Source organism: Microbacterium sp. ZXT2-5, from assembly GCF_055329545.1.
This window is the reverse complement of sequence record NZ_JBUZWD010000001.1, coordinates 1,051,847-1,073,030: the sequence shown is the minus strand read 5'-3', so window position 1 is coordinate 1,073,030 and position 21,184 is coordinate 1,051,847. Positions and strand designations below refer to the sequence as shown.

At 71.6% G+C, this 21,184-nt stretch carries 16 protein-coding genes; 11 read left to right on the top strand and 5 right to left on the bottom strand.

Going from position 1 to position 21,184, the window contains the following annotated elements:
- Entirely contained in the window at positions 1-2,139 is a 2,139-nt protein-coding gene (helR, locus tag ACZBH1_RS04615; protein WP_463645653.1) for an RNA polymerase recycling motor ATPase HelR, read from the bottom strand.
- Positions 2,140-2,375: 236 nt separating this feature from the next.
- On the opposite strand from helR, the gene ACZBH1_RS04610 reads away from it, so the two are divergent.
- Positions 2,376-4,619 carry a winged helix-turn-helix domain-containing protein gene (locus ACZBH1_RS04610; protein WP_336393690.1) on the top strand — a complete coding sequence of 748 codons (2,244 nt, stop codon included), beginning with the start codon at positions 2,376-2,378 and terminating at the stop codon, positions 4,617-4,619.
- Positions 4,620-4,640: 21 nt separating this feature from the next.
- Here ACZBH1_RS04610 and ACZBH1_RS04605 read toward each other — a convergent pair whose 3' ends face one another.
- Positions 4,641-4,970 (bottom strand): carboxymuconolactone decarboxylase family protein, encoded by a 330-nt coding sequence (locus tag ACZBH1_RS04605; RefSeq protein ID WP_336393689.1) that lies wholly within the window; start codon positions 4,968-4,970, stop codon positions 4,641-4,643.
- A gap of 235 nt (positions 4,971-5,205) precedes the next feature.
- Here ACZBH1_RS04605 and ACZBH1_RS04600 point away from each other — a divergent pair, with 235 nt between their 5' ends.
- The 5 genes from ACZBH1_RS04600 (at position 5,206) to ACZBH1_RS04580 (ending at position 11,822) form a co-directional block, all read left to right on the top strand.
- Entirely contained in the window at positions 5,206-7,557 is a 2,352-nt protein-coding gene (locus ACZBH1_RS04600; RefSeq protein ID WP_463645652.1) for an arylsulfatase, read from the top strand.
- 87 nt (positions 7,558-7,644) lie between these two features.
- Entirely contained in the window at positions 7,645-8,400 is a 756-nt protein-coding gene (locus tag ACZBH1_RS04595; protein WP_463645651.1) for a DUF2520 domain-containing protein, read from the top strand.
- Positions 8,397-9,266 carry a pantoate--beta-alanine ligase gene (gene panC, locus ACZBH1_RS04590; protein WP_463645650.1) on the top strand — a complete coding sequence of 290 codons (870 nt, stop codon included), beginning with the start codon at positions 8,397-8,399 and terminating at the stop codon, positions 9,264-9,266. Before ACZBH1_RS04595 ends, panC begins: the two co-directional genes overlap by 4 nt.
- The gene (gene panB / locus ACZBH1_RS04585) at positions 9,263-10,150 is read left to right on the top strand and encodes a 3-methyl-2-oxobutanoate hydroxymethyltransferase (protein ID WP_336393685.1); all 888 of its coding nucleotides are present in this window, start codon (positions 9,263-9,265) and stop codon (positions 10,148-10,150) included. The genes panC and panB overlap by 4 nt, the downstream gene beginning before the upstream one ends.
- Before the next feature lie 127 nt (positions 10,151-10,277).
- On the top strand, positions 10,278-11,822 hold the full coding sequence (locus ACZBH1_RS04580; protein WP_463645649.1) for a M20/M25/M40 family metallo-hydrolase: 1,545 nt from the start codon (positions 10,278-10,280) through the stop codon (positions 11,820-11,822).
- Between the two features lie 57 nt (positions 11,823-11,879).
- On the opposite strand, the gene ACZBH1_RS04575 is transcribed toward ACZBH1_RS04580, so the two are convergent.
- Positions 11,880-12,638 (bottom strand): GntR family transcriptional regulator, encoded by a 759-nt coding sequence (locus tag ACZBH1_RS04575; RefSeq protein WP_336393683.1) that lies wholly within the window; start codon positions 12,636-12,638, stop codon positions 11,880-11,882.
- Positions 12,639-12,806: 168 nt separating this feature from the next.
- Here ACZBH1_RS04575 and iolC point away from each other — a divergent pair, with 168 nt between their 5' ends.
- Genes iolC through iolD form a run of 5 tightly spaced genes read left to right on the top strand, consistent with a single transcriptional unit; the run spans position 12,807 to position 19,082 of the window.
- Positions 12,807-13,766: a 5-dehydro-2-deoxygluconokinase gene (iolC, locus tag ACZBH1_RS04570; RefSeq protein ID WP_452323981.1), complete on the top strand. Its 960-nt coding sequence runs from the start codon at positions 12,807-12,809 to the stop codon at positions 13,764-13,766.
- Positions 13,763-14,683 carry a class I fructose-bisphosphate aldolase gene (locus tag ACZBH1_RS04565; RefSeq protein WP_452323982.1) on the top strand — a complete coding sequence of 307 codons (921 nt, stop codon included), beginning with the start codon at positions 13,763-13,765 and terminating at the stop codon, positions 14,681-14,683. Before iolC ends, ACZBH1_RS04565 begins: the two co-directional genes overlap by 4 nt.
- Complete coding sequence (locus ACZBH1_RS04560) at positions 14,680-16,233, top strand: CoA-acylating methylmalonate-semialdehyde dehydrogenase (RefSeq protein WP_463645648.1); 1,554 nt, start codon at positions 14,680-14,682, stop codon at positions 16,231-16,233. Before ACZBH1_RS04565 ends, ACZBH1_RS04560 begins: the two co-directional genes overlap by 4 nt.
- 18 nt (positions 16,234-16,251) lie before the next feature.
- A complete protein-coding gene (gene iolB / locus ACZBH1_RS04555; RefSeq protein WP_463645647.1) occupies positions 16,252-17,169 on the top strand; it encodes a 5-deoxy-glucuronate isomerase in 918 nt (305 codons plus the stop codon).
- Positions 17,169-19,082 carry a 3D-(3,5/4)-trihydroxycyclohexane-1,2-dione acylhydrolase (decyclizing) gene (gene iolD / locus ACZBH1_RS04550; protein WP_463645646.1) on the top strand — a complete coding sequence of 638 codons (1,914 nt, stop codon included), beginning with the start codon at positions 17,169-17,171 and terminating at the stop codon, positions 19,080-19,082. Before iolB ends, iolD begins: the two co-directional genes overlap by 1 nt.
- An 88-nt stretch (positions 19,083-19,170) precedes the next feature.
- Here iolD and ACZBH1_RS04545 read toward each other — a convergent pair whose 3' ends face one another.
- Together ACZBH1_RS04545 and ACZBH1_RS04540 are read right to left on the bottom strand one after the other, a co-directional pair.
- Complete coding sequence (locus ACZBH1_RS04545; RefSeq protein ID WP_463645645.1) at positions 19,171-20,298, bottom strand: Gfo/Idh/MocA family protein; 1,128 nt, start codon at positions 20,296-20,298, stop codon at positions 19,171-19,173.
- On the bottom strand, positions 20,298-21,104 hold the full coding sequence (locus tag ACZBH1_RS04540; protein ID WP_336393676.1) for a sugar phosphate isomerase/epimerase family protein: 807 nt from the start codon (positions 21,102-21,104) through the stop codon (positions 20,298-20,300). Before ACZBH1_RS04540 ends, ACZBH1_RS04545 begins: the two co-directional genes overlap by 1 nt.
- Positions 21,105-21,184 lie beyond the last annotated feature (80 nt).

Here is a 21,184-nt window from a genome sequence, read left to right as displayed (position 1 = left end):
TCACTCCTCCAGCACCGCCAGGCGGCCGGTCGCGCGCGTCATGGCGACGTAGCGGTCGACGGCGCCCTCGACGCCGACCCCCCAGGTCGACGGCGCGACCATCACCACGAGGTCGAACTCGAGGCCCTTCGCCCCCTCGGCGGTGAGCGATCGCACGCGATCCTGCGGCGGGAATGCGGCGTCGCCGATCACCGCGGCCGTGCCGTCGGGGTGGGTGGCCAGCCACTCCCCGACGATCGCGTCGCGCCGCGACAGCGGCGCGCGCAACACCGGGATGCCGCTCGACCGGATCGACGTCGGCACGTTGGCGTCCGGGACGGCTGCGCGGATCACCGGCTCGGCCTCGGCCATCACCTCGCTCGGCGTGCGGTAGTTGATCGTGAGCGACGCGATCGACACCTCGGTCGGCCCGACGCGCCGCAGACGCTCCTGCCAGGACTCGTGGAAGCCGTGGCGTGCCTGCGCGCGGTCGCCGACGACGGTGAAGCTGCGCGACGGGCAGCGGGCCAGCAGCATCCGCCATTCCGCATCGGTGAGCTCCTGCGCTTCGTCGACGACGATGTGCGCGAACGGGCCTGCCAGCACGTCGGGATCGACCGCGTCGAGCACGGACTCGTCGACGAGGCTGTTGCGCAGGTCGTCTCCGTCCAGCCACTGCATCAGCTCGTCGCCGGCCTCCTTCAGCCGCTCGACGACCTGCGCCATGTACTCGCGCTCCTGCGCGAGCCTGGCCTCGCGCCGTCGCCGTCGGCGGGATGCGTCCGGGTCGCCGAGGCGCCGCCGCGCGGCATCCAGCAGCGGCAGGTCCGATGCCGTCCACGCGGCCGGCTCCGCGCGCTGCAGGAGGTGGACCTCCTCGGGGGTGAGCCACGGTGCGCACCGGCGCAGGTAGGCGGGCACCGTCCACAGGTCGGAGACGACGACGGATGCCTCCACGAGCGGCCACGCTCGCGCGAAGGCGCTGGTCAGGTCGTCGTGGCGTGCGAGAGCCCGTCGCAGCTGGTGCAGCGGCACCTCCTCGCCGTCGACCTGGTCGGTGAGGATGTCGAGCACCCTCTCCCAGACCTGGTCGCGCGCCTCGTTGTGCGGCACGCCGGGCTCGGCGGATGCGAACGCCTCCGCCCAGTCGTCGGGAGCGAGCCGCAGCTCCGCCCACGGCGTCTCGACGAGCAGGCCCTTGAGGGGCGGCTCCTCGTAGAGGCGCACGGCGGGCTCGATCGCGTCGATCATGCGCGCGTCGGCCTTCAGGCGGGCGACGCGCGGGTCGGCCTCGGGTGAGGCCGCTGCCCCCTCGGCCACGAGGTCGCGCACCGTGCAGGTTCGCACGCTCTCCTCGCCGAGACCGGGGAGGACGTCTTCGACATAGGAGAGGTACGCGGGGCTGGGGCCGACGAAGAGGACGCCGCCGCGTCCGCCGCCCAGGTGCGGGTCGGAGTACACGAGGTAGGCGGCCCGGTGCAGTGCGACGACGGTCTTGCCCGTACCGGGCCCGCCGTCGACGACGAGGCTGCCGCGCGAGCCGGCGCGGATGATCGCGTCCTGGTCGGCCTGGATCGTGCCGAGCACATCCCGCATGCGCGGCGAACGGCTCGCGCCCAGGCTGGCGATGAACGCCGACTGATCATCGAGGGCCGCGCTGTGCGCGAATCCCTCCGTGGTGAAGACCTCATCCCAGTAGTCGGTCACCCGGCGGCCCGTCCACCGGTACCGGCGGCGGCTCGCAAGGCCCATCGGCCGCGCATGGGTCGCGGCGAAGAACGGCTCGGCCGCCGGCGTCCGCCAGTCGACCAGGAGGCGCCGGCCCGCGGGATCGGTGAGCCCGAACCGCCCGATGTACGCCGGCTCCGGCCCGTCAGCGGGAACCATGCGCCCCAGGCACGCGTCGATCGTGAAACGGCGCAGCGTGCGCAGTCGTGCGGACAGGCGATGGATCTCGAGGTCGCGTTCGAGCGCCGCCTGCCCATGTCCGCCGGGCAGACGACGGAGCGCGTCCAGGCGCTCCTCGATGGCGGCGACGGACTGGGCGATGCTCTCGGCGATCGCGGCGAAGTGGCGTTCGTCGTCGCCGATGAGCACAGGGGCGGTCTTGGCGGCGAGACGTTCGGGAAGGAGGAAAGGGCTGGTCCGGGTGGTGTTCACGGCATCGACTCCTGGCTGCTGCGCGACGCTGAGGTGCGGAGGGGTGGCGGAGGCAGCGCGTCGCGACCGACAGTATGCGTCCCCGTGGGGGCCTTGCCGCAAGCCCCGCACCCGCCGATATCCTGGGAGGGGCGGGGACGCGAGGGCGGGGACGGGGAGGTCTTTCGCAATCGGTGCATTCGCTCGTGTGACCGGCGTGTTTGTGGCAGGGTTCGCGGGCCCGTAGGATCACCGACGTGACGGAGATTCTCCGTGAGTCCGGGCTGGGGGGCCCTGACCTGCAGGCTGTGCTTCTGCGCAGCAAGACCCAGCCGCCACCTGCTCGCCCGGGTGCGGTCAGCCGGCGCGGCCTGATCGAGCGTGCTCGCGCGAGCGGCGCCCGCGTCGTCTCGGTCACCGCCCCCGCCGGCTACGGCAAGTCCACGCTCCTGGCGGAGTGGGCGGCATCCGACGACCGCCGCGTGGCCTGGGTCTCGCTGGACCGCACCGATGTCGACCCGGCGTCACTGCTGTCGGTGATCGCGTCGGCATCGGCGTCGTTCTCACCGGGCGCGGCATCCGTCGTCTCCGAGATGCGCGGTGTCGGCACCGCGGCGCTGGGCCGCTCCGCACCGCTGCTGGCCGGCGCGCTCGCGGGCGCGCCGAGCGCCTTCGTCCTGTTCGTGGACGACCTGCACTGGGCGGACTCTCCCGACTGCCAGGATGCGATGGAGGTGCTCCTGGCGCGCGTGCCCGCGGGATCCCAGGTCGTGCTCGCCAGCAGGCGGGAGCCGTCGCTGATCGGACGCCTCCGCGCGGCCGGCGACGCCTGGGAGATCACCGCGGCGGACCTGTCGCTGGACCACGCCGCCGCGCGCGCCGTGTTCGAGCACGCCGGAGCGGCGGGCGTCGACGACGCCGACCTGCACACCATCGTCGAGCGCTGCGAGGGCTGGCCGACGGGCCTGTTCCTGTGCGCCCTGGTGGCGCGGTCGGGCGGCGACGCGGCATCCATCACCGGCGACGACCGCTTCGTCGCGGACTATCTCTATCGCGAGTGCGTCGCGCGCCTTCCCGAAGACACGCAGGTCTTCCTGCGCCGGGCTGCCGTGCTCGAACAGCTCTCGGCGGCCTCGTGCAACGCCGTGCTCGGCATCGAGGACGCACGTGCACGGCTGCGCGACCTCGAGGACGCCAACCTCTTCCTCGTCGGGATGGACCGGCACCGCGGGTGGTTCCGCTTCCACGCCCTGTTCCGCGAATTCCTCGAGACCGAGCTCGAGCGCGCCGAGGGCGCGGTGGCCGTCGCCGAGCTGCACCGCCGGGCCGCCGCCTGGCACGAGGAGCATCGCATGCCCGTCCAGGCCGTGGAGCACCTGCTGCTCGCCGGCGAGATCGAGAGCGCGGCCGGACGCATCGCCGAACTCGGCCTGCCGATGTACCAGATGGGGCAGGTCTCCACGGTCCGCCGGTGGCTGTCGGAGCTCGGCGACAGTCTGGTCCGCAGCTACCCGCCGCTGGTGGTGACGATGACGTGGACGGCGGTCCTCCTCGGCGAAGTGTCCGCCGGCGAACGCTGGGCGCGCATCCTCGACGCCTTCGATCTGGACTCCCTCCCCGAGGGCGACCGCGTGGCGTTCGAGTCCGCGCGTGCCATGGTGCGTGCCGCGATGTGCGAGCGCGGGCACGAGCGGGTCGTGGCGGATGCCGCCTACGCCGTGCAGCACGAGCCGACGACCAGTCCCTGGCGCGATCAGGCCCTTCACCTGTGGGGATCGGCCCGCTTGCTCGTCGGCGACCTCGCGGGGGCGGAGGACGCGTTCGACGAGGCCGTCGAGGTCGCCACGCTGGCCGGCAACCCCGACACCGTGATCCTCAGCGAGCCGGAGCTCGCACTGCTGGCGATCGACGCCGGGCGCTGGGGAGTCGCCCGGGATCACGCGCAACGCGGCGTCGGCGCCATCGACGCCAGTCACATGGACGGCTACCCGACCACAGCGCTGGCGCTGGCCGTCGCGGCCCGCGTGGCCATCCACGACGGCGACCGCGACGAGGGGGCGCGGCTGCTCTCCCGCGGCATGCGGGCGCGCATCGGGTGCACGTACCTGCTTCCGTACCTCTCGATCCGCGCACGCATCCAGCTCGCGAAAGCCCACGTCGCGATCGGGGACCGGTCAGCGGCGTGGCATCTCGTCAAGGAGATCGACGACCTGCTGCGCAGGCGACCGGACGTCGGCGTGGTCTCGGCGCAGGTGGCGGAGCTGCGCAGTGCGCTCGCGGCGGAGCCCGCCGCCGGCGGATCCGTTCCCCTGACGCCGGCCGAGCTGCGGCTCCTGCCGTATCTGCAGACGCACCTGACGATCGCCGAGATCGGGCAGCGCCTCTTCATCTCACGGAACACCGTCAGTTCGGAGGTCGGGTCGATCTATCGCAAGCTCGGGGTCACCACGCGCGGCGGCGCGGTCGACAGGGCGAGCGCGCTGGGACTCCTCGGCGGCTGACGCGCGCCGGACTCGGCAGGGTCAGAGCGCCGGCTCGGGCACGAGGTCGTCGCCGTAGCCGAGCGCCGCGGCGATCCGTGGTGCGGCGGCGACGACCCGGGGCAGGCCCACGACGCTCACCATCCCCTCGAGCACCGCCACGATCTCGTGCAGCGTGACCCCCGCCGCCACCGCGTCGTCGACCGCGGAGCGGATGGACGCGGCGGGTGCGTCGGTCGCGATGAGCGCCCCCATCCGCACGAGCGCCACGGTGCGGGTGTCGAGCGCTCCCGACCACCACGGAGCCCCGGATTCGCTCTCCAGCGCCGGGTCGTCGACGCAGAAGCGTCGCAGCCGTTCGACATCGTCCACCTGCCCGCCTCCGCTCCGAAACCCGGACAACTGGACCAAGTGCACAATGTGCGCCGATCGCGCGCACCATGCAGATCATGTGAACCAGGTGCCTGCGACCCTTTCGCCATCGGCTTCACGCGATCCGAGTGATGTGGGGCGGAATGCCGCTCGATACCGTGACGCGGGGGTCTCGGCCGGCTGCCCGTCAGCGCGCCGGTCGAGCGGGATGACTGCGCCGTGACAGGAGAAGACGATGACGCAAGAAAACCAGACGATCGTGGGCGCGCCCCTCCCGCCGGCCAGGACGCTGCCCTTCCCGCCCAAGACGTCGGGAAGCGTCGCGGGGCGCACGCTGGCGGAGTCCACGTACTCGCCACTGCCGCCCTCGCGTCATCTCGGCGAGGACGCACCGAGCATCCTGGTGATCCTCATCGACGACGCCGGACCTGCCCTGCCCGAGCCCCTCGGCGGGGCCGTGGCCACGCCGACCCTCGACCGGATCCGCCGCGAAGGGGTCGGCTTCAACAGGTTCCACACGACGGCGATGTGCTCGCCCACGCGCGCGTCGCTGCTCACGGGCCGCAACCACCACCGCGTGGGGTCGGGTCAGATCGCCGAGCTCGCGAACGACTGGGACGGCTACTCGGGGCACATCCCCAAGAGCAGCGCGACGATTGCCGAGGTGCTGCGCAACTACGGCTACTCGACGGGTGCGTGGGGCAAGTGGCACAACACCCCGGCCGAGGAGACCACCGTCGCCGGCCCGTACGACCGGTGGCCCACGGGATACGGCTTCGAGTACTTCTACGGCTTCCTCGCCGGAGAGGCCTCGCAGTACGAGCCCAACCTCGTGCGCAACACCACGTCGGTGCTGCCTCCCCGCACGCCGGAGGAGGGTTACCACCTCAGTGAGGACATCGCCGACGATGCGATCGGGTGGCTGCGCGACCACAAGGCGCTCACGCCCGACAAGCCGTTCTTCATGTATTGGGCGACGGGGGCGATCCACGGCCCGCACCACGTCATGAAGGAGTGGTCCGACAAGTACCGCGGCGCGTTCGACGACGGCTGGGACGTCTACCGCGAACGGGCGCTGGAGGGCGCGAAGGCGGCCGGCTGGGTGCCGGACGACGCGGTGCTCACCCCTCGTCCGGAGAGCCTGCAGAGCTGGGATGACATCCCCGATCATCAGAAGCCCTTCCAGGCGCGCCTGATGGAGGTGTGCGCCGGCTTCGGCGAGCACGCCGACGTTCAGGCGGGCCGCGTCATCGACGCGCTGGAGGACCTCGGCTACGGCGACAACACGCTCGTCGTCTACATCTGGGGAGACAACGGCTCATCCGGCGAGGGGCAGAACGGCACGATCAGCGAGCTTCTCGCGCAGAACATGATCCCCACGACGATCGAGCAGCACCTCGCCGCACTCGATGAGCTCGGCGGACTGGACGCCCTCGGCACGCCGGCGACCGACAACCAGTACCACGCCGCGTGGGCGTGGGCAGGCTCCAGTCCCTACCAGGGCATGAAGCTGCAGGCCTCGCACCTCGGCGGCACGCGCAACCCGATGTTCCTGAGGTGGCCCGGCCGTGTCGAGCACGACCCGGTGCCCCGCACGCAGTTCCACCACGTCATCGACCTGGCCCCGACCCTCTACGAGATCCTCGGCATCTCGCATCCCGAGTCGGTCAACGGCATCCACCAGGATCCGGTCGACGGGATCAGCTTCGCGTATGCCGTGGACGATGCGTCCGCCGAGGGCCGCCGCCGCACGCAGTATTTCGAGATCATGGGAAGCCGCTCGATCTACTCCGACGGATGGATCGCGTCGGCGACCGGCCCGCGGCTGCCGTGGGTGCCGGGCGTCCCTCCCGGTATCGCCGCCTGGACACCCGACCACGACGCGTGGGAGCTGTATCACCTCGACGAGGACTGGAGCCAGGCTCGCGACCTCGCGGCCGAGCATCCCGAGAAGCTCGCCGAGCTCAAGGAGCTCTTCGCCATGGAGGCGGCCAGGAACGAGGTCCTCCCGGTCGGTGCCGGGCTCTGGGTGCCGGTCTACCACCCGGAGTTCCGCATCACCGTGCCCTACACCTCGTGGGAGATGTCGGGTGACACCGTGCGCGTGCCCGAGTTCTGTGCGCCGGCGCTCGGCAACACACCCAACATCGTCACGATCAAGGCGTCGGTGCCCGATCGGGCGAACGGCGTGCTCTACAAGCTCGGCGGCGCGGGCGGCGGACTCACCTGCTTCTTCGCGGACGGCGTGCTGACGTTCGAGTACAACCTGTTCCTCGTGCAGCGCACCACCATCGCCACGTCGGCACCGGTATCGGCCGGCGACGTGACGATCGAGGTCGAGACGACGTACGTCGAGGCCAGGCCCGGAGGACCTCTCTCGGTGACGCTGCGCGTCGACGGCGAAGCGGTGGCCTCGGGCGTGGTCCCGATCAGTGCCCCACTGCTCTTCTCCGCGAACGACTGCCTCGACATCGGGCGCGCGTACGGCGGCGCCGTGTCGAGGGCGTACGCCGACCGGATGCCGTTCGCGTTCGACGGGGAGATCGGCAAGGTCCGCATCGCGTACCAGACGTCGCCGCAGACGTAGGGGTGCCGCTCGGCCGGGCGTGAGGGGTGTGCGCGCGGGGGTAGTTTGGAACGCGATCCAGACGCCGCACGACGGGAGACGACGACGATGCCCGACCTCGACCCCGATCGCGCGCGCCCCGGCGGCCTCGGCGCCGTCGCGGTCATCGGCGACGGACGCGTCGGCCGTGCGGTCGCGGCGGTGTTGCGCGGGGCGGACGTCGAGGTGACCGGCCCCCTCGGCCGTGGCGCGACGGCGGCGGAGGCCGACATCGTGCTCCTGGCGGTCCCGGACGCCGAGATCGCCGCCGCGGCCGCGCTGGTCGCACCCGGACGGCTCGTCGGGCACTTCTCCGGGGCCACGACCCTCGAGCCGCTGGCGCCGCACGAGGCTCTCGGCATCCACCCCCTCATGACCGTGGCGGGGGAGACCTCGTTCGCCGGCGTCCCCGCGGCGGTCGCAGGATCCACGCCCCATGCGCTCGAGCGGGCGCGGGCGATCGCCGAGGCGATCGGCATGACGGCGTTCGAGATCGCCGACGCCGACCGCGCCGCGTACCACGCGGCCGCCTCGATCGCGTCGAATTTCCTCGTCACCCTCGAGGTGTTCGCCGAGGAGCTGGCCGCGACAGCCGGCGTTCCGCGCGACGCCCTCGTGCCGCTGGCGCAGGCCGCGCTGGACAACTGGCGATCTCACGGCGCGGCCGCGCTCACCGGGCCCATCGCCCGCGGCGACGAGGGCACCGTGTCCCGCCAGCGGGAGGCCGTGCACGACAGGCTGCCCGCCGGCTCGGAGCTGTTCGATGCGCTCACCGCCGCGACGAGGGACCTTGCCGCGCGCGAGCTGCGAGGGGCGACGTCATGATCGTCGTGCGCACGGTGGCCGATCTCCGCGACGCGCTGCGCGGAAGGCGCGACGGGAGCATCGGGCTCGTCCCGACCATGGGAGCGCTGCACGAGGGCCACGCGACGCTGCTGCGCGCGGCGAGATCCGCCGATGACACCGTGGTGATGTCGATCTTCGTCAACCCGGCGCAGTTCGACGAGCAGACCGACCTGGCGGCTTACCCGCGCACCGAGGAGGCCGATCTCGCCCTCGCCGAAACCGAGGGTGTCGATGTGGTGTTCGCCCCCGACGCCGCGGAGGTGTATCCGCCCGGCTTCGCCACCACCGTCAGCGTCACCGGCCCGATCGCCGAGACGCTCGAAGGGGCGCAGCGCGGTCGCTCGCACTTCGACGGCGTCGCGACGGTCGTCACCAAGCTGCTGCTGGCAGCGCTGCCCGACCGCGCCTACTTCGGCGCGAAGGACGCCCAGCAGGTCGCCGTCATCCGCCGCCTCGTCGCCGACCTCGGCATCCCCGTGTCGCTGGTGGTGTGCCCGACGTCGCGCGATCACGACGGTCTTGCCCGATCGAGCCGCAACACCCGTCTCTCGCCCGAAGAGCGCGCGCGGGCGCTGGCGATCCCGCGCGCCCTGCAGGAGGTGACGGATGCCGCGGCCGCGGGCGTCACGGACGCCGAGGCTCTGCGGTCGCGGGCGCAGGCCGTGCTCGAGGCATCCGGAATCCGTCCCGACTACGTCGCGCTCGTCGACCCCGGCACCTTCGCGCCGATCGCGCACGTGGGCGGCCCCGTCCTCGTGGCCATCGCGGGCCGCGTGGGGGCCACGCGACTCATCGACAACACCGTCGTCGCTCCCCGCGGCGTCCCCGCTCCTGGAGGTTCATGATGCGCGCCCCGGTGACGCTGCAGCGGCTCAACGAGATGAAGGCACGCCGCGAGCCGATCGTCATGGTCACGGCCTACGACTTCCCGACCGCGCGGACCGCCGAGCAGGCCGAGGTCGACATGGTGCTGGTGGGCGACTCCGGGGCGCAGGTCGTGCTCGGCCACGACTCCACGGTGTCGGTGACCGTCGACGAGATGCTGGTGCTCGCGGGCGCGGTGCGTCGCGGCGTGCGCTCCGCGTTCGTCGTGTGCGATCTGCCCTTCGGCTCGACGGAGGTCTCCGACGAGCAGGCCGTGACCACGGCGGTGCGCTTCGTCAAGGAGGCCGGCGCCGACGCGGTCAAGCTCGAGGGCGGCGGCGAGGCGCGGCTGAGCCGCATCCGGGCGATCGCCGACGCGGGCATCCCCGTGGTCGCCCACGTCGGGCTCACCCCGCAGACGGCCGTCGCGCTCGGCGGCCTGCGCGCGCAGGGACGCACCGCGGAGTCGGCGGCGCGCATCGTACGGGAGGCACTGGACGTCCAGGAGGCCGGAGCCGCGGTGCTCGTCATCGAGGCGGTGCCGGCCGACGTCGCCGCCGTCGTGCTGCCGGCCCTGCGGATCCCGGTGATCGGGATCGGCGCCGGGCCGGCCGACGGCCAGGTGCTCGTCATCCACGATCTGCTCGGCATCACCGAGGGGAAGACGGCCGCCTTCGTCAAGCGCTACGGCGCCATCGGGCCCGACATGGTCGCCGGCGTGGCGGCGTACGCGCGGGAGGTGCGCGGCGGCGTGTTCCCCGGGCCTGAGCACGGCTACTCCGCGACCGATGCGGCGATCGCCGCGGCCCGCGAGGCGCTCGGCGCGGCGACGCGCGCGAGCGATCACTCCGAGACCTCCCTCTGAGCTCGCCGGCCGGGCGCCCCCGCTGCGCGCGGCACCGCTCTTCCCCCGGGGGTCGGCGGCGAGTAGGTTCCCGCTCAGGCGTCTCCCGACGTCGGAACATCACTCTCCCGAGACCCTAGGAGCAGCAGTGAATCATCGAACCAGGCGCGGCGCCACGATCGCCGTGTCCGCTCTCGTCGCCGGCGGCCTGACGGTCGCCGCGGTCGGCGCCCCCGCGACGGCGGCCCCCGTGATCGACACGACGGCCCTGACCGACGCCATCACCATCGACGGGCTGAAGTCCCACCTGGCGGCGCTGCAGAGCATCGCGGATGCCAATGGCGGCAACCGCGCAGCCGGCACCAGCGGGTACGACGCGTCGCTCGCGTACGTCAAGACGACCCTCGAGGCGGCCGGCTATCTCACGACGGTCCAGCCCTTCGAGTACACCGTGGTCGACTACGAGGGCTCGACGCTCACGCAGACCGCACCGGCGGACGTCTCATACGACTTCATCGATGAGTTCTACCCGTTCGAGTACTCGGGCGACGGCACGGTGGAAGCCGCCGTCCAGGCGGTCGACGTGAACCTCGGCGGCGACCGGGCGTCGACCAGCGGCTGCGAGAGCGCCGACTTCGCGAACTTCGTCGCGGGCTCGATCGCCCTCCTGCAGCGCGGCTCGTGCGACTTCAGTGTCAAGGCGGTCAACGCCGTGGCCGCCGGCGCCGTGGGCGTCATCATGTTCAACCAGGGCAACGAGAACCCCAACGACGACCGGTTCGGCGTCTTCGGCGGCACCCTCAGCACGGCGGACTGGACCGCCGATCCCGTGCCGGTCGTGAGCACCTCGTTCGACCTCGGGGCAGCGCTGGTCGCCACGAGCGGGCTGGTCATGGAGATCAACGTCGTGACCACCGAGACGACCATCCAGACGGAGAACCTGCTGGCCGACACTCCGACCGGGCGCACCGATCGCACGGTCATCGTGGGCGCGCACCTCGACTCCGTGCCCGAAGGGCCGGGCATCAACGACAACGGCTCGGGCATCGCGGCGCTGATGGAGACGGCCCTCCAGATCGATGCGCTCGGCATCGACACCGAGAACCGGATCCGCTTCGCGTTCTGGGGCGGCGAGGAGGACGGCCTCCAGGGCTCGAACCACTACGTGTCGCAGCTGAGCAAGGCCGAGATCAAGCAGCACGCCGTCAACCTGAATTTCGACATGCTCGGGTCGCCGAACGGCGGCCGGTTCATCTACGACGGCGACGGCGACGGGTTCGGCACGACAGGCCCCAACGGCTCCGACATCGTCGAGAGCGTGTTCGAGGACTGGTTCGACGCGCGTGATCTCGACACGGAGCCGACGGCGTTCGACGGGCGCAGCGACTACTTCGCCTTCATCGGCGCCGGGATCCCGGCCGGTGGCCTGTTCTCGGGCGCCGAGGACCTCAAGACGGCGGCGCAGGTGGAGTTGTACGGAGGCACCGCGGGGGTCGCGTTCGACCCGTGCTACCACCAGGCTTGCGACACCTACGCCAACATCAGCGACACGCTGCTCGAGCAGATGTCCGATGCCGCCGCCCACGCGACGCTCACGTTCGCCGAGACGCAGTCGGCGATCAACGGCACGGCCAAGGGCAAGGCGCTCGGCCAGTGGTCGCCCGAGTACAAGGGGCACCGCGCGCTGCGCTGAACGAGGTGACCGGACGGATGCCGCGGGCGCGGGCCTGCGGCATCCGTCCCGCTCGTCCTACCTGGCCACGAGCGTCGTCTGGAAGCTGTACATGTCGGGCCGGTAGCAGTGGTGGCCGAACTCCACCGCGCGACCAGAGGCGTCGAAGGCCACACGCTCCATCGTGAGCACCGGCCCGCCCTTGTCGATGTCGAGCAGTCCCGCCTCATCGCCGTGCGCCCGCCGGGCGCCGATCTTCTGGTTGGCCACGCGGATGGTCACGCCCCGCGCCCGCATGATCTCGTAGAGCCCCTTCTGCTGGAGCTGCTCGGTGGTGATGTCGGCGAAGTCCAGGGGCAGGTAGTTGGTGAGCACGGCGACGGGCACGCCGTCGGTGGAACGCTGCCGCCGGAGGTAGACGATGTCGGATCCGACCGGCACGCTCAGCGCGTCCGCCGTCGCGGGGTCGGCGGCGCGCGTGTCGTGTTCGAGCACCCGGGTGCCGGGCTCGTGCTGCGAGTTCTTGAGATCCTCGTACAGGCTCGTCAGCTCCACCTGCCGCGTGACCTGACCCTGCACCACCTGCGTGCCGATGCCGCGCCGGCGCACGAGGAGCCCCTTGTCGACCAGCTCCTCCATCGCGCGGCGGATCGTCGGGCGGGAGAGCCCGAGGCGCTGGCCGATCGCGATCTCGTTCTCGAGCCGCGCTCCCGGCGGGATCTCACCGGACCGGATCGCCTTCTCGATCGCGCTCGAGACCTGGAAGTACAGCGGCACGGGGCCGGTGCGGTCCATGCTCGAGAGGAAGTCGTCGAGCCTGACCACGTCGTCTGCCATCATCCACTCCAAGTCCCGACAGCATAATGTCCCGACAATGATACATCGCTACGCATTTGTCATACGCCCAGCGCGGGTGTGTCGCTTTCCGGAGGCGTTGTGCTATTGTCAGGACAAAGAGTCCGCCGAGGCGGCCCGAGGGCGCCGCAGAGAGTTGTACAGCGGGGTATGACCCAGAACACTCCTCCCTTCGACGTGCTGGCGTTCGGGCGCCTGGGCGTGGACATCTACCCCCTCCAGTCGGGCGTCGGGCTCGAAGAGGTCCAGACGTTCGGCAAGTTCCTCGGGGGCAGCGCCGCCAACGTGAGCGTCGCCGCGGCCCGCCACGGCCGGCACGTCGCGTTGATCTCGCGCGTCGGGGACGACCCGTTCGGACGCTATCTGCTCGCCGAGCTCGAGCGGCTGGGTGTCGACAACCGCTTCGTCGCGGTCGACGACACCCTCAAGACGCCGGTGACGTTCTGCGAGATCTTCCCGCCGGACGACTTCCCGCTGTACTTCTACCGCGAGCCGAAGGCGCCGGACCTCAACGTGCCGCCGGCGGACCTCGACCTCGACGCCGTCCGCGCCGCCCGCATCCTGTGGATCACCGCGACCGGGCTGAGCCAGGAGCCGAGTCGTGCCGCTCATCATGCCGCGCTGCAGGCGCGCACGGTCGGCCACACCGTCTTCGACCTGGACTACCGTCCGATGTTCTGGGCCGGCCCGGCCGACGCGCACGCTCAGATGACCCGTGCCCTGGAGCACGCCACCGTCGCCGTGGGCAACCGCGAGGAGTGCGAGGTCGCGGTCGGCGAGTCGGAGCCGGAGCGAGCTGCCGACGCCCTGCTCGAGCGCGGCGTCGAGCTCGCGATCGTCAAGCAGGGCCCGAAGGGGGTGCTGGCGAAGACCCGCGAGGAGTCCGTCGTGGTGCCCCCGCATCACGTGGACGTCGTCAACGGCCTCGGCGCGGGCGACGCTTTCGGCGGCGCCCTGTGCCACGGGCTGCTCGCGGGCTGGGACCTGGAGCGGCTCCTGAGGTTCGCGAACGTCGCCGGAGCCATCGTCGCCTCGCGCCTGGAATGCTCCACGGCGATGCCGACGGAGTCCGAGGTGGCCGCGATCGTCGGGGCGGGAGCATCCCGATGACCCGGTTCCTCACCGCGGACGACTTCGTCCGCCTGCGCGATCTGCGTGCCACGGCACCCGAGGTGATCCGCGCCTCCCTCACCGCCCGCCGCCGGCGCGACGTGCTGTCCGCCGACGGCCGCCTGTTCATCGTCGCGGCCGACCATCCCGCCCGCGGCGCGCTCGCGGTCGGCCCGAACCCCACCGCGATGGCCGACCGGTACGAGCTGCTCGACCGGCTCGCCATCGCGCTCAGCCGGCCCGGTGTGGACGGCGTGCTCGGCACGCCCGACATCATCGACGACCTCGCCGCGCTCGGGCTTCTGGACGACAAGATCATCGTCGGCTCCATGAACCGCGGTGGACTGCGCGGCGCGGCGTTCGAGCTGGACGACCGCATGACCGCGTACGACGTGCCGACGATGGTCGGCGCGGGCATCGACTTCGCCAAGACGCTGGTCCGCATCGACCTCGCCGATCCCGCAACGGTGTCCACGCTCACGGCGATGGCCGCCGCCGTCACGCAGGCCTCCGCCGCCGGGCTGCCGATCATGCTCGAGCCGTTCCTCAGCACGCGCGCGGACGGCCGCGTCGTCAACGACCTGTCGACGGATGCCGTCATCCTGTCGGTGGCGATCGCTTCGGGTCTGGGCGCATCCAGCTCGCACACGTGGATGAAGCTGCCCGTCGTGGACGACATGGAGCGCGTCATGGCGGCGACGACGATGCCGACGCTGCTGCTGGGCGGCGACTCCGGGGTCGATCCCGACGAGACCTTCGCCGCGTGGGAGGATGCCCTGTCGCTCCCCGGCGTGCGTGGGCTGACCGTCGGCCGCACGCTCCTGTATCCCCCCGACGACGACGTCGCCGCCGCCGTGGACATCGCGGCGGGGCTCGTCCACTCCGACCTCTCGACCCTCACGAAGGAACTCACATGACCGACACCCAGATCTCTCCCGCGACGTCCGACGTCGACTCGGACGTCCGCGTCATCTCGCACTGGATCGACGGCGCGGAGCGGCCGTCGGTCTCGGGGCGGACGGCGCCGGTGTTCAACCCGGCGACGGGTGCGGTGCAGGCTCAGGTGGCGCTGGCGGATGAGGCGGAGGTCGATGCGGCGATCGCATCGGCGCAGGCGGGGTTCCAGGTGTGGAGCGGGTTCTCGGTCGCGAAGCGGCAGACGGTGCTGTTCGCGTTCAGGGAGCTGCTGAACGCACGCAAGCAGGAGCTGGCCGAGATCATCACCGCCGAGCACGGCAAGGTCGTCTCGGACGCGATGGGGGAGATCCTGCGCGGCCAGGAGGTGGTGGAGCTGGCGTGCGGGTTCCCGCACCTGATCAAGGGCGCGTTCAGCGAGAACGCCTCGACCGGGATCGACGTGTACTCGCTCAAGCAGCCGCTCGGCGTGGTGGGGATCATCAGCCCGTTCAACTTCCCGGCGATGGTGCCGATGTGGTTCTTCCCGATCGCGATCGCCGCGGGCAACTCGGTGGTCCTCAAGCCCAGTGAGAAGGACCCGTCGGCGGCGCTGTGGCTGGCGCGACTGTGGCAGGAGGCGGGACTGCCGGACGGGGTGTTCACGGTGCTGCAGGGAGACAAGCTCGCCGTGGACGGCCTGCTCACCTCCCCGGACGTCGCCTCGATCAGCTTCGTGGGGTCGACCCCGATCGCGCAGTACATCTACGAGACGGCGTCACGGCACGGCAAGCGGGTGCAGGCGCTGGGCGGCGCGAAGAACCACATGCTGGTGCTGCCGGACGCCGACCTGGACCTCGTCGCCGACCAGGCCGTGAACGCCGGATACGGCGCCGCCGGGGAACGCTGCATGGCCATCAGCGTGGTTCTCGCGGTGGAGCCGGTCGCGGACGAACTGATCTCGAAGATCCAGGACCGCATCGGGCGGCTGCGGATCGGCAACGGCGCCGGCACCGACGGGGTGGAGCCGGACATGGGTCCGCTGATCACCGACGCGCACCGCGCCAAGGTCGCCGAGTACGTCGACATCGCCGAGGCCGACGGCGCGAGGATCGTGGTGGACGGCCGCGGCTGCACCGTCGACGGCCAAGAGGACGGGTTCTTCTTCGGCCCCACCCTGCTGGACAACGTCCCCACCACCTCCCGGGCCTACACCGAGGAGATCTTCGGACCGGTGCTGTCCGTGGTCCGGGTGCAGTCCTACGACGAGGGGCTGGAGCTGATCAACTCCGGCCGGTTCGGCAACGGCACCGCGATCTTCACCAACGACGGCGGAGCCGCCCGCCGGTTCCAGAACGAGGTGCAGGTCGGCATGATCGGCATCAACGTGCCCATCCCCGTCCCCGTCGCCTACCACTCGTTCGGCGGCTGGAAGCAGTCTCTCTTCGGTGACGCGAAAGCCTACGGCGTCCACGGCTTCGACTTCTTCACCCGCGAGAAGGCCATCACCTCCCGCTGGCTCGACCCCGCCAGCCACGGCGGCATCAACCTCGGCTTCCCCCAGAACCACTGATCACCCCGATTGGGAGACATGAGCACCACCGACCAGCGCTGGTTCCACCGCCGCGGCGAGCTCGCCCGTGACGGGTGGGAGAGCGTCGTCGACGAGACCACTCCCGGCTGGGCGCACACCGGCATCCGGGTGGCCGAACTGGCCGAGACCGACTCGCTCGCGCTCGCGCCGACGGGGGTGGAGCGCATCGTCGTGCCGCTGGCCGGATCGTTCACCGTCTCGTACTTCGAGGGCGCCGAGACCACCACGGCGCGTCTGAAGGGCCGGGCGACGGTGTTCGACGGGCCGACCGACGTGCTCTACCTCTCGTCCGCCGCGACCGCGGTGCTCACCGGCGCCGGCCGCGTCGCGATCGCGTCCTCGCCCACCCAGATCGTGAAGCCGAGCGTGCACGTCCCCGCCGCCGACACGCCCGTCGAGCTGCGCGGGGCGGGCCGCTCCAGCCGTCAGGTGCACAACTTCGGCACGCCGCAGGCCCTGGACGCCGCGCGGCTCATCGTGTGCGAGGTCATCACGCCCGCCGAGAACTGGTCGTCGTACCCGCCGCACAAGCACGACGAGCACGTCCCCGGCCACGAGTCGCGCCTCGAGGAGATCTACTACTTCGAGACCGCGCCGGTGGCCGGATCGGATGCTTCGCCCGAGGCATCCTTCGGCATGTTCAGCACCTACTCCTCACCCGCAGGCGAGATCGACATCAACGCGATGGTGCGCACCGGCGACATCGCGCTCGTGCCCTACGGCTACCACGGCCCGGCCGTGGCGGCGCCCGGGTACGACCTCTACTACCTCAACGTGATGGCCGGCCCCGACCCCGAGCGGGTGTGGCTGATCAGCGACGACCCCGCGCACGCGTGGGTGCGCGACACCTGGACCGGGCAGGACGTCGACGACCGACTGCCGTTCACCGCCGACGACGAGGAAGGCAGCAGCTGATGGGCGCGACGAGACGGATGACGGTGAGCCAGGCCCTCGTGGAGTTCCTCGCGCACCAGTGGACCGTGGACGGCGACATCCGCGAGCGCACCGTCCCGGGGGTGCTCGGCATCTTCGGGCACGGCAACGTGGCCGGCATCGGCCAGGCGCTGAAGCAGGTCAACGTCGAGCAGCCGGAGCTCATGCCGTACTACCAGGCCCGCAACGAGCAGGCCATGGTGCACGAGGCGGTGGGGTACGCGCGCATGCATCGCCGGCGCGGGACGTTCGCCGCGGCGGCCTCGGTCGGTCCGGGTGCCGCCAACATGCTCACCGGCGCGGCGCTCGCGACGACGAACCGCCTCCCCGCGCTGCTGCTGCCCAGCGACACCTTCGCCACGCGCGTCGCCGACCCGGTGCTGCAGCAGCTCGAGCAGCCGTGGGACACCGGGCTGCAGGTGACGGATGCCTTCCGCCCGCTGTCGCGCTTCTTCGATCGCGTGCAGCGCCCCGAGCAGCTGTACTCGATCGCCCTCGCCGCCATGCGGGTGCTGACCGATCCCGCCGAGACCGGCGCCGTCACCATCGCCCTGCCCGAGGACGTCCAGGCCGAGGCCCTCGACGTGCCCGTCGAGTTCCTGCACGACCGCGAGTGGCACCTGCGCCGTCCGCTTCCCGAGCAAGGCCCGCTCGCGCGGGCGGTGGCGGCGATCCGCGGCGCGAAGAACCCGTTCATCGTCGCCGGCGGCGGCGTCCTCTACTCGGGGGCCGAGGACCAGCTCCGCGCGCTCGTCGAGGCGACCGGCATCCCCGTCGGCACCACGCAGGCAGGCGGCGGCTCCCTCGCGTGGGACCACCCGCAGTACGTCGGAGGCGTCGGCGCGACCGGCACCTCCGCCGCCAACCGCCTCGCGGCGGAGGCCGACGTCGTCATCGGCATCGGCACCCGGTACAGCGACTTCACGACCGCCTCGCGCACGGCGTTCCAGAATCCCGGTGTCGTGTTCGTCAACATCAACGTCGCGTCCTTCGACGCCTACAAGCACGGCACCGAGCTGCCGGTGATCGCCGACGCGCGCGAGGCTCTCCGCGAGCTCTCGATCGAGCTCGAGGGCTTCCAGGTCGGCCGCGACCACCGCGAGCGGATCGCCCGCGTGAAGGCGGAGTGGGACGCCGCGGTCGATGCGGCCTTCGCGCCGTCCGGGCTCGCCCTGCCGGGCCAGCCCGAGATCATCGGCGCCGTGCAGTCCACGAGCGCACCGGAGGACGTCATCGTCCAGGCGGCCGGCTCACTGCCGGGCGACCTCCACAAGCTGTGGCGCGTCCGCGACCCGCTCGGCTATCACGTGGAGTACGCGTTCTCGTGCATGGGGTACGAGATCGCCGGTGGACTGGGCGCGAAGCGCGGTCTCCTCGCCGACGGCGACGACCGCGACGTCATCGTCATGGTGGGGGACGGCTCCTACCTCATGCTCAACACCGAGCTCGTCACCGCGGTCGCGGAGGGGATCAAGCTCATCGTGATCCTCGTGCAGAACCACGGGTTCGCCTCCATCGGCCACCTGTCCGAGACGGTCGGCTCAGAGCGCTTCGGCACGCGCTACCGGGAGTACGACCCCGAGGCGCGTAACTTCCAGGGCGACGGCATCCTCCCGGTCGACCTCGCGATGAACGCCCGCAGCTACGGACTCGACGTCATCGAGGTCCAGCCCGGCGCCTCCGCCATCGACGACCTGAAGGCGGCGGTCGCGCAGGCGAAGGCATCCGACCGGTCCACCGTCATCCACATCAACAGCGATCCGCTCCTCTACGCGCCCGACGGAGCCGGCTGGTGGGACGTCCCGGTGGCCGAGGTCTCGACCCTCGAGTCCACCCAGCGGGCCCGTCGGGAGTACGAGGAGCAGCGGGTCACGCAGCGGCCGCTGCTGGGCTGAGCTCCGGTGCCGCGGCCTGCGGCATCCGTCATCCCAACGCGAACGCCCCCCGCCTCGCGGCAGGGGGCGTTCGGCGCGGCGGCGCCCGTCAGAGCGTGGCGGCCAGCGGGTCGAACTCCGCGGGCAGCGAGCCGACCTCGCCGAGGGTGCTCTTCACCTCGACGAACCCGCGGGACGCCGCGGCCTCCTCGATCGAGAGCAGGGTGTCGAGCACGTGGTAGCCGAACTCGCCGGTGGCGATGTGCGGGCGGTCCTCGCGGATCGAGCGCGCCATGTCGAGCAGTCCGAGGCCGCGGCCGGTGAGCACGCCCTCCTGCGGCACCTCGAGGATCTCCTGCTCGCTCACCGACGCGTCGGTCAGCGGACGGATGATCGAGATGTCGCCGCCGAACATGTTCGGGTCGGGGATCACGATCGTGCCCTCGGTGCCGTTGATCTCGACGATGCCGTGGCGCTTGAGCGGCGAGTCGGTGCTGTACAGGCTCTGCGCCTGACCGCCCTGCTCGAAGTCCATCAGCACCGACAGCGTCGACGGGATCTCGACCGGGAACTCCTGGCCGGCGAGCTCTCCCGACTTGACGGTGCGGGTCGGGACGCCCTGGAGCCCGAGGGCGGCGACCGACGCGACCGGGCCGAACACGTGCACGAGTGTCGAGACGTAGTACGGTCCCATGTCCAGCAGCGGCCCGGCGCCCTTGGCGTAGAGGAACGCGGGATTCGGATGCCACAGCTCCGGACCCTGCCACTGGAACGTGGTGGTCGCGAACAGCGGGCGGCCGATGTCGCCGCGCGCGATCGCGCGCTTCGCCGTCTGCACACCGGGGCCGAGCACGGTGTCGGGCGCGACGCCGACCCGCAGACCGGCCGCGCGGGCGGTGTCGAGCAGCCGCTGCGACTCCTCGCGGTCGATGCCGATCGGCTTCTCGGTCCACACGTGCTTGCCCGCGGCGATGATCGCCTCGGACACCTCCACGTGCACCGCCGGGATCGTGAGGTTCACGACGATGTCGATGTCGGGGTCGTTCAGCACCGACTCGACGCTGCCGCCGCGCGGCACGCCGTACTTGTCGGCCTGGGCCTTGGCGCGCTCCTCGAGAAGGTCGCCGACGGCGAGCACGCGCACGTCGGGGAAACTCGTGAGGTGCGTCAGGTACTGGTCGCTGATGTTGCCGGCGCCGATGAGGCCGACGCCGACGGGCTGGGTCGCGGCGGCCATCAGGCGGACACCTTCTCGTCGAGGAAGCGGCGGCTCTGCTCGACGGCGTCGAACAGGTCTCCGCCGAAGTGGTCGAACTCGACGATGGCGACCTCGAGGGCGGATGCCGCGGCCAGCGCCTCTTCGAGGGGCACGACGCCCTGGCCGGCGGGCACCTGGTCGGCCGGCGGGTAGGCCGCGACGGCCTCGGGGTCGAGCGTGCCGTCCTTGACGTGCACCGCGATCACGCGGTCTCCGAGCCGGCGCAGGAGCGCCGCCGAGTCGACGCCGGCGCGCGCCACCCAGTAGAGGTCGACCTCGAGCACGACGCGCTCGTCGAGCTGGTCGGCGAGCACCTCGAGACCGGTCTTGCCGTCGAAGGTCGCCTCGAGCTCGTGCGCGTGGTTGTGGTACCCGACGCGGATGCCGCGTGCGGCGCCGATCTCGGCGGCGGCGTTGAGCTGCCGGGCGATGTCGGCGATGTGCTCACGGCTCTGCCACAGGGCGGGGTCGGTGTAGGGCTCGATGACGGTGGTCATGCCGAGGGTGTCCGCGGCGTCGAAGACGGCCTCCGGTGCGGGGACCGGGCGGGTCGTCGTCGTGCCGTCGGGGTTCACGAACGAGGTCGACGCGAGGAAGGCGTGACCGGTGGGGGCGGCGATGCCGTTGGCCTTCAGCGCTGCCGCGAGCGGCTCGGCGCGGCGCACGAAGTCGTACGGCTCCGCGGCGGTGAAGCCGCGGGCGGCCAGTTCGGCGAGGGTGCCCTCGAGGTCGGCCTCGAGCGCGTCCTTCACGGTGAACAGCTGGATGGATGTCTGGACCGGCATCGGTCGCGCTCCTTCGTTGTCTGCTTCGACGGTTGTCGCTGTGGGCGGGAGCGGGTCGACCGACCCCGCCGACGATCACG

Bases quoted from the DNA above. Each gene is read 5' to 3' on its own strand.
- ACZBH1_RS04600 (WP_463645652.1), top strand. From the start codon at position 5,206: ATGACGCAAGAAAACCAGACGATCGTGGGCGCGCCCCTCCCGCCGGCC.
- ACZBH1_RS04595 (WP_463645651.1), top strand. From the start codon at position 7,645: ATGCCCGACCTCGACCCCGATCGCGCGCGCCCCGGCGGCCTCGGCGCC.
- panC (WP_463645650.1), top strand. From the start codon at position 8,397: ATGATCGTCGTGCGCACGGTGGCCGATCTCCGCGACGCGCTGCGCGGA.
- panB (WP_336393685.1), top strand. From the start codon at position 9,263: ATGATGCGCGCCCCGGTGACGCTGCAGCGGCTCAACGAGATGAAGGCA.
- ACZBH1_RS04575 (WP_336393683.1), bottom strand. From the start codon at position 12,638: ATGGCAGACGACGTGGTCAGGCTCGACGACTTCCTCTCGAGCATGGAC.
- iolC (WP_452323981.1), top strand. From the start codon at position 12,807: ATGACCCAGAACACTCCTCCCTTCGACGTGCTGGCGTTCGGGCGCCTG.
- ACZBH1_RS04565 (WP_452323982.1), top strand. From the start codon at position 13,763: ATGACCCGGTTCCTCACCGCGGACGACTTCGTCCGCCTGCGCGATCTG.
- ACZBH1_RS04560 (WP_463645648.1), top strand. From the start codon at position 14,680: ATGACCGACACCCAGATCTCTCCCGCGACGTCCGACGTCGACTCGGAC.
- iolB (WP_463645647.1), top strand. From the start codon at position 16,252: ATGAGCACCACCGACCAGCGCTGGTTCCACCGCCGCGGCGAGCTCGCC.
- iolD (WP_463645646.1), top strand. From the start codon at position 17,169: ATGGGCGCGACGAGACGGATGACGGTGAGCCAGGCCCTCGTGGAGTTC.
- ACZBH1_RS04545 (WP_463645645.1), bottom strand. From the start codon at position 20,298: ATGGCCGCCGCGACCCAGCCCGTCGGCGTCGGCCTCATCGGCGCCGGC.
- ACZBH1_RS04540 (WP_336393676.1), bottom strand. From the start codon at position 21,104: ATGCCGGTCCAGACATCCATCCAGCTGTTCACCGTGAAGGACGCGCTC.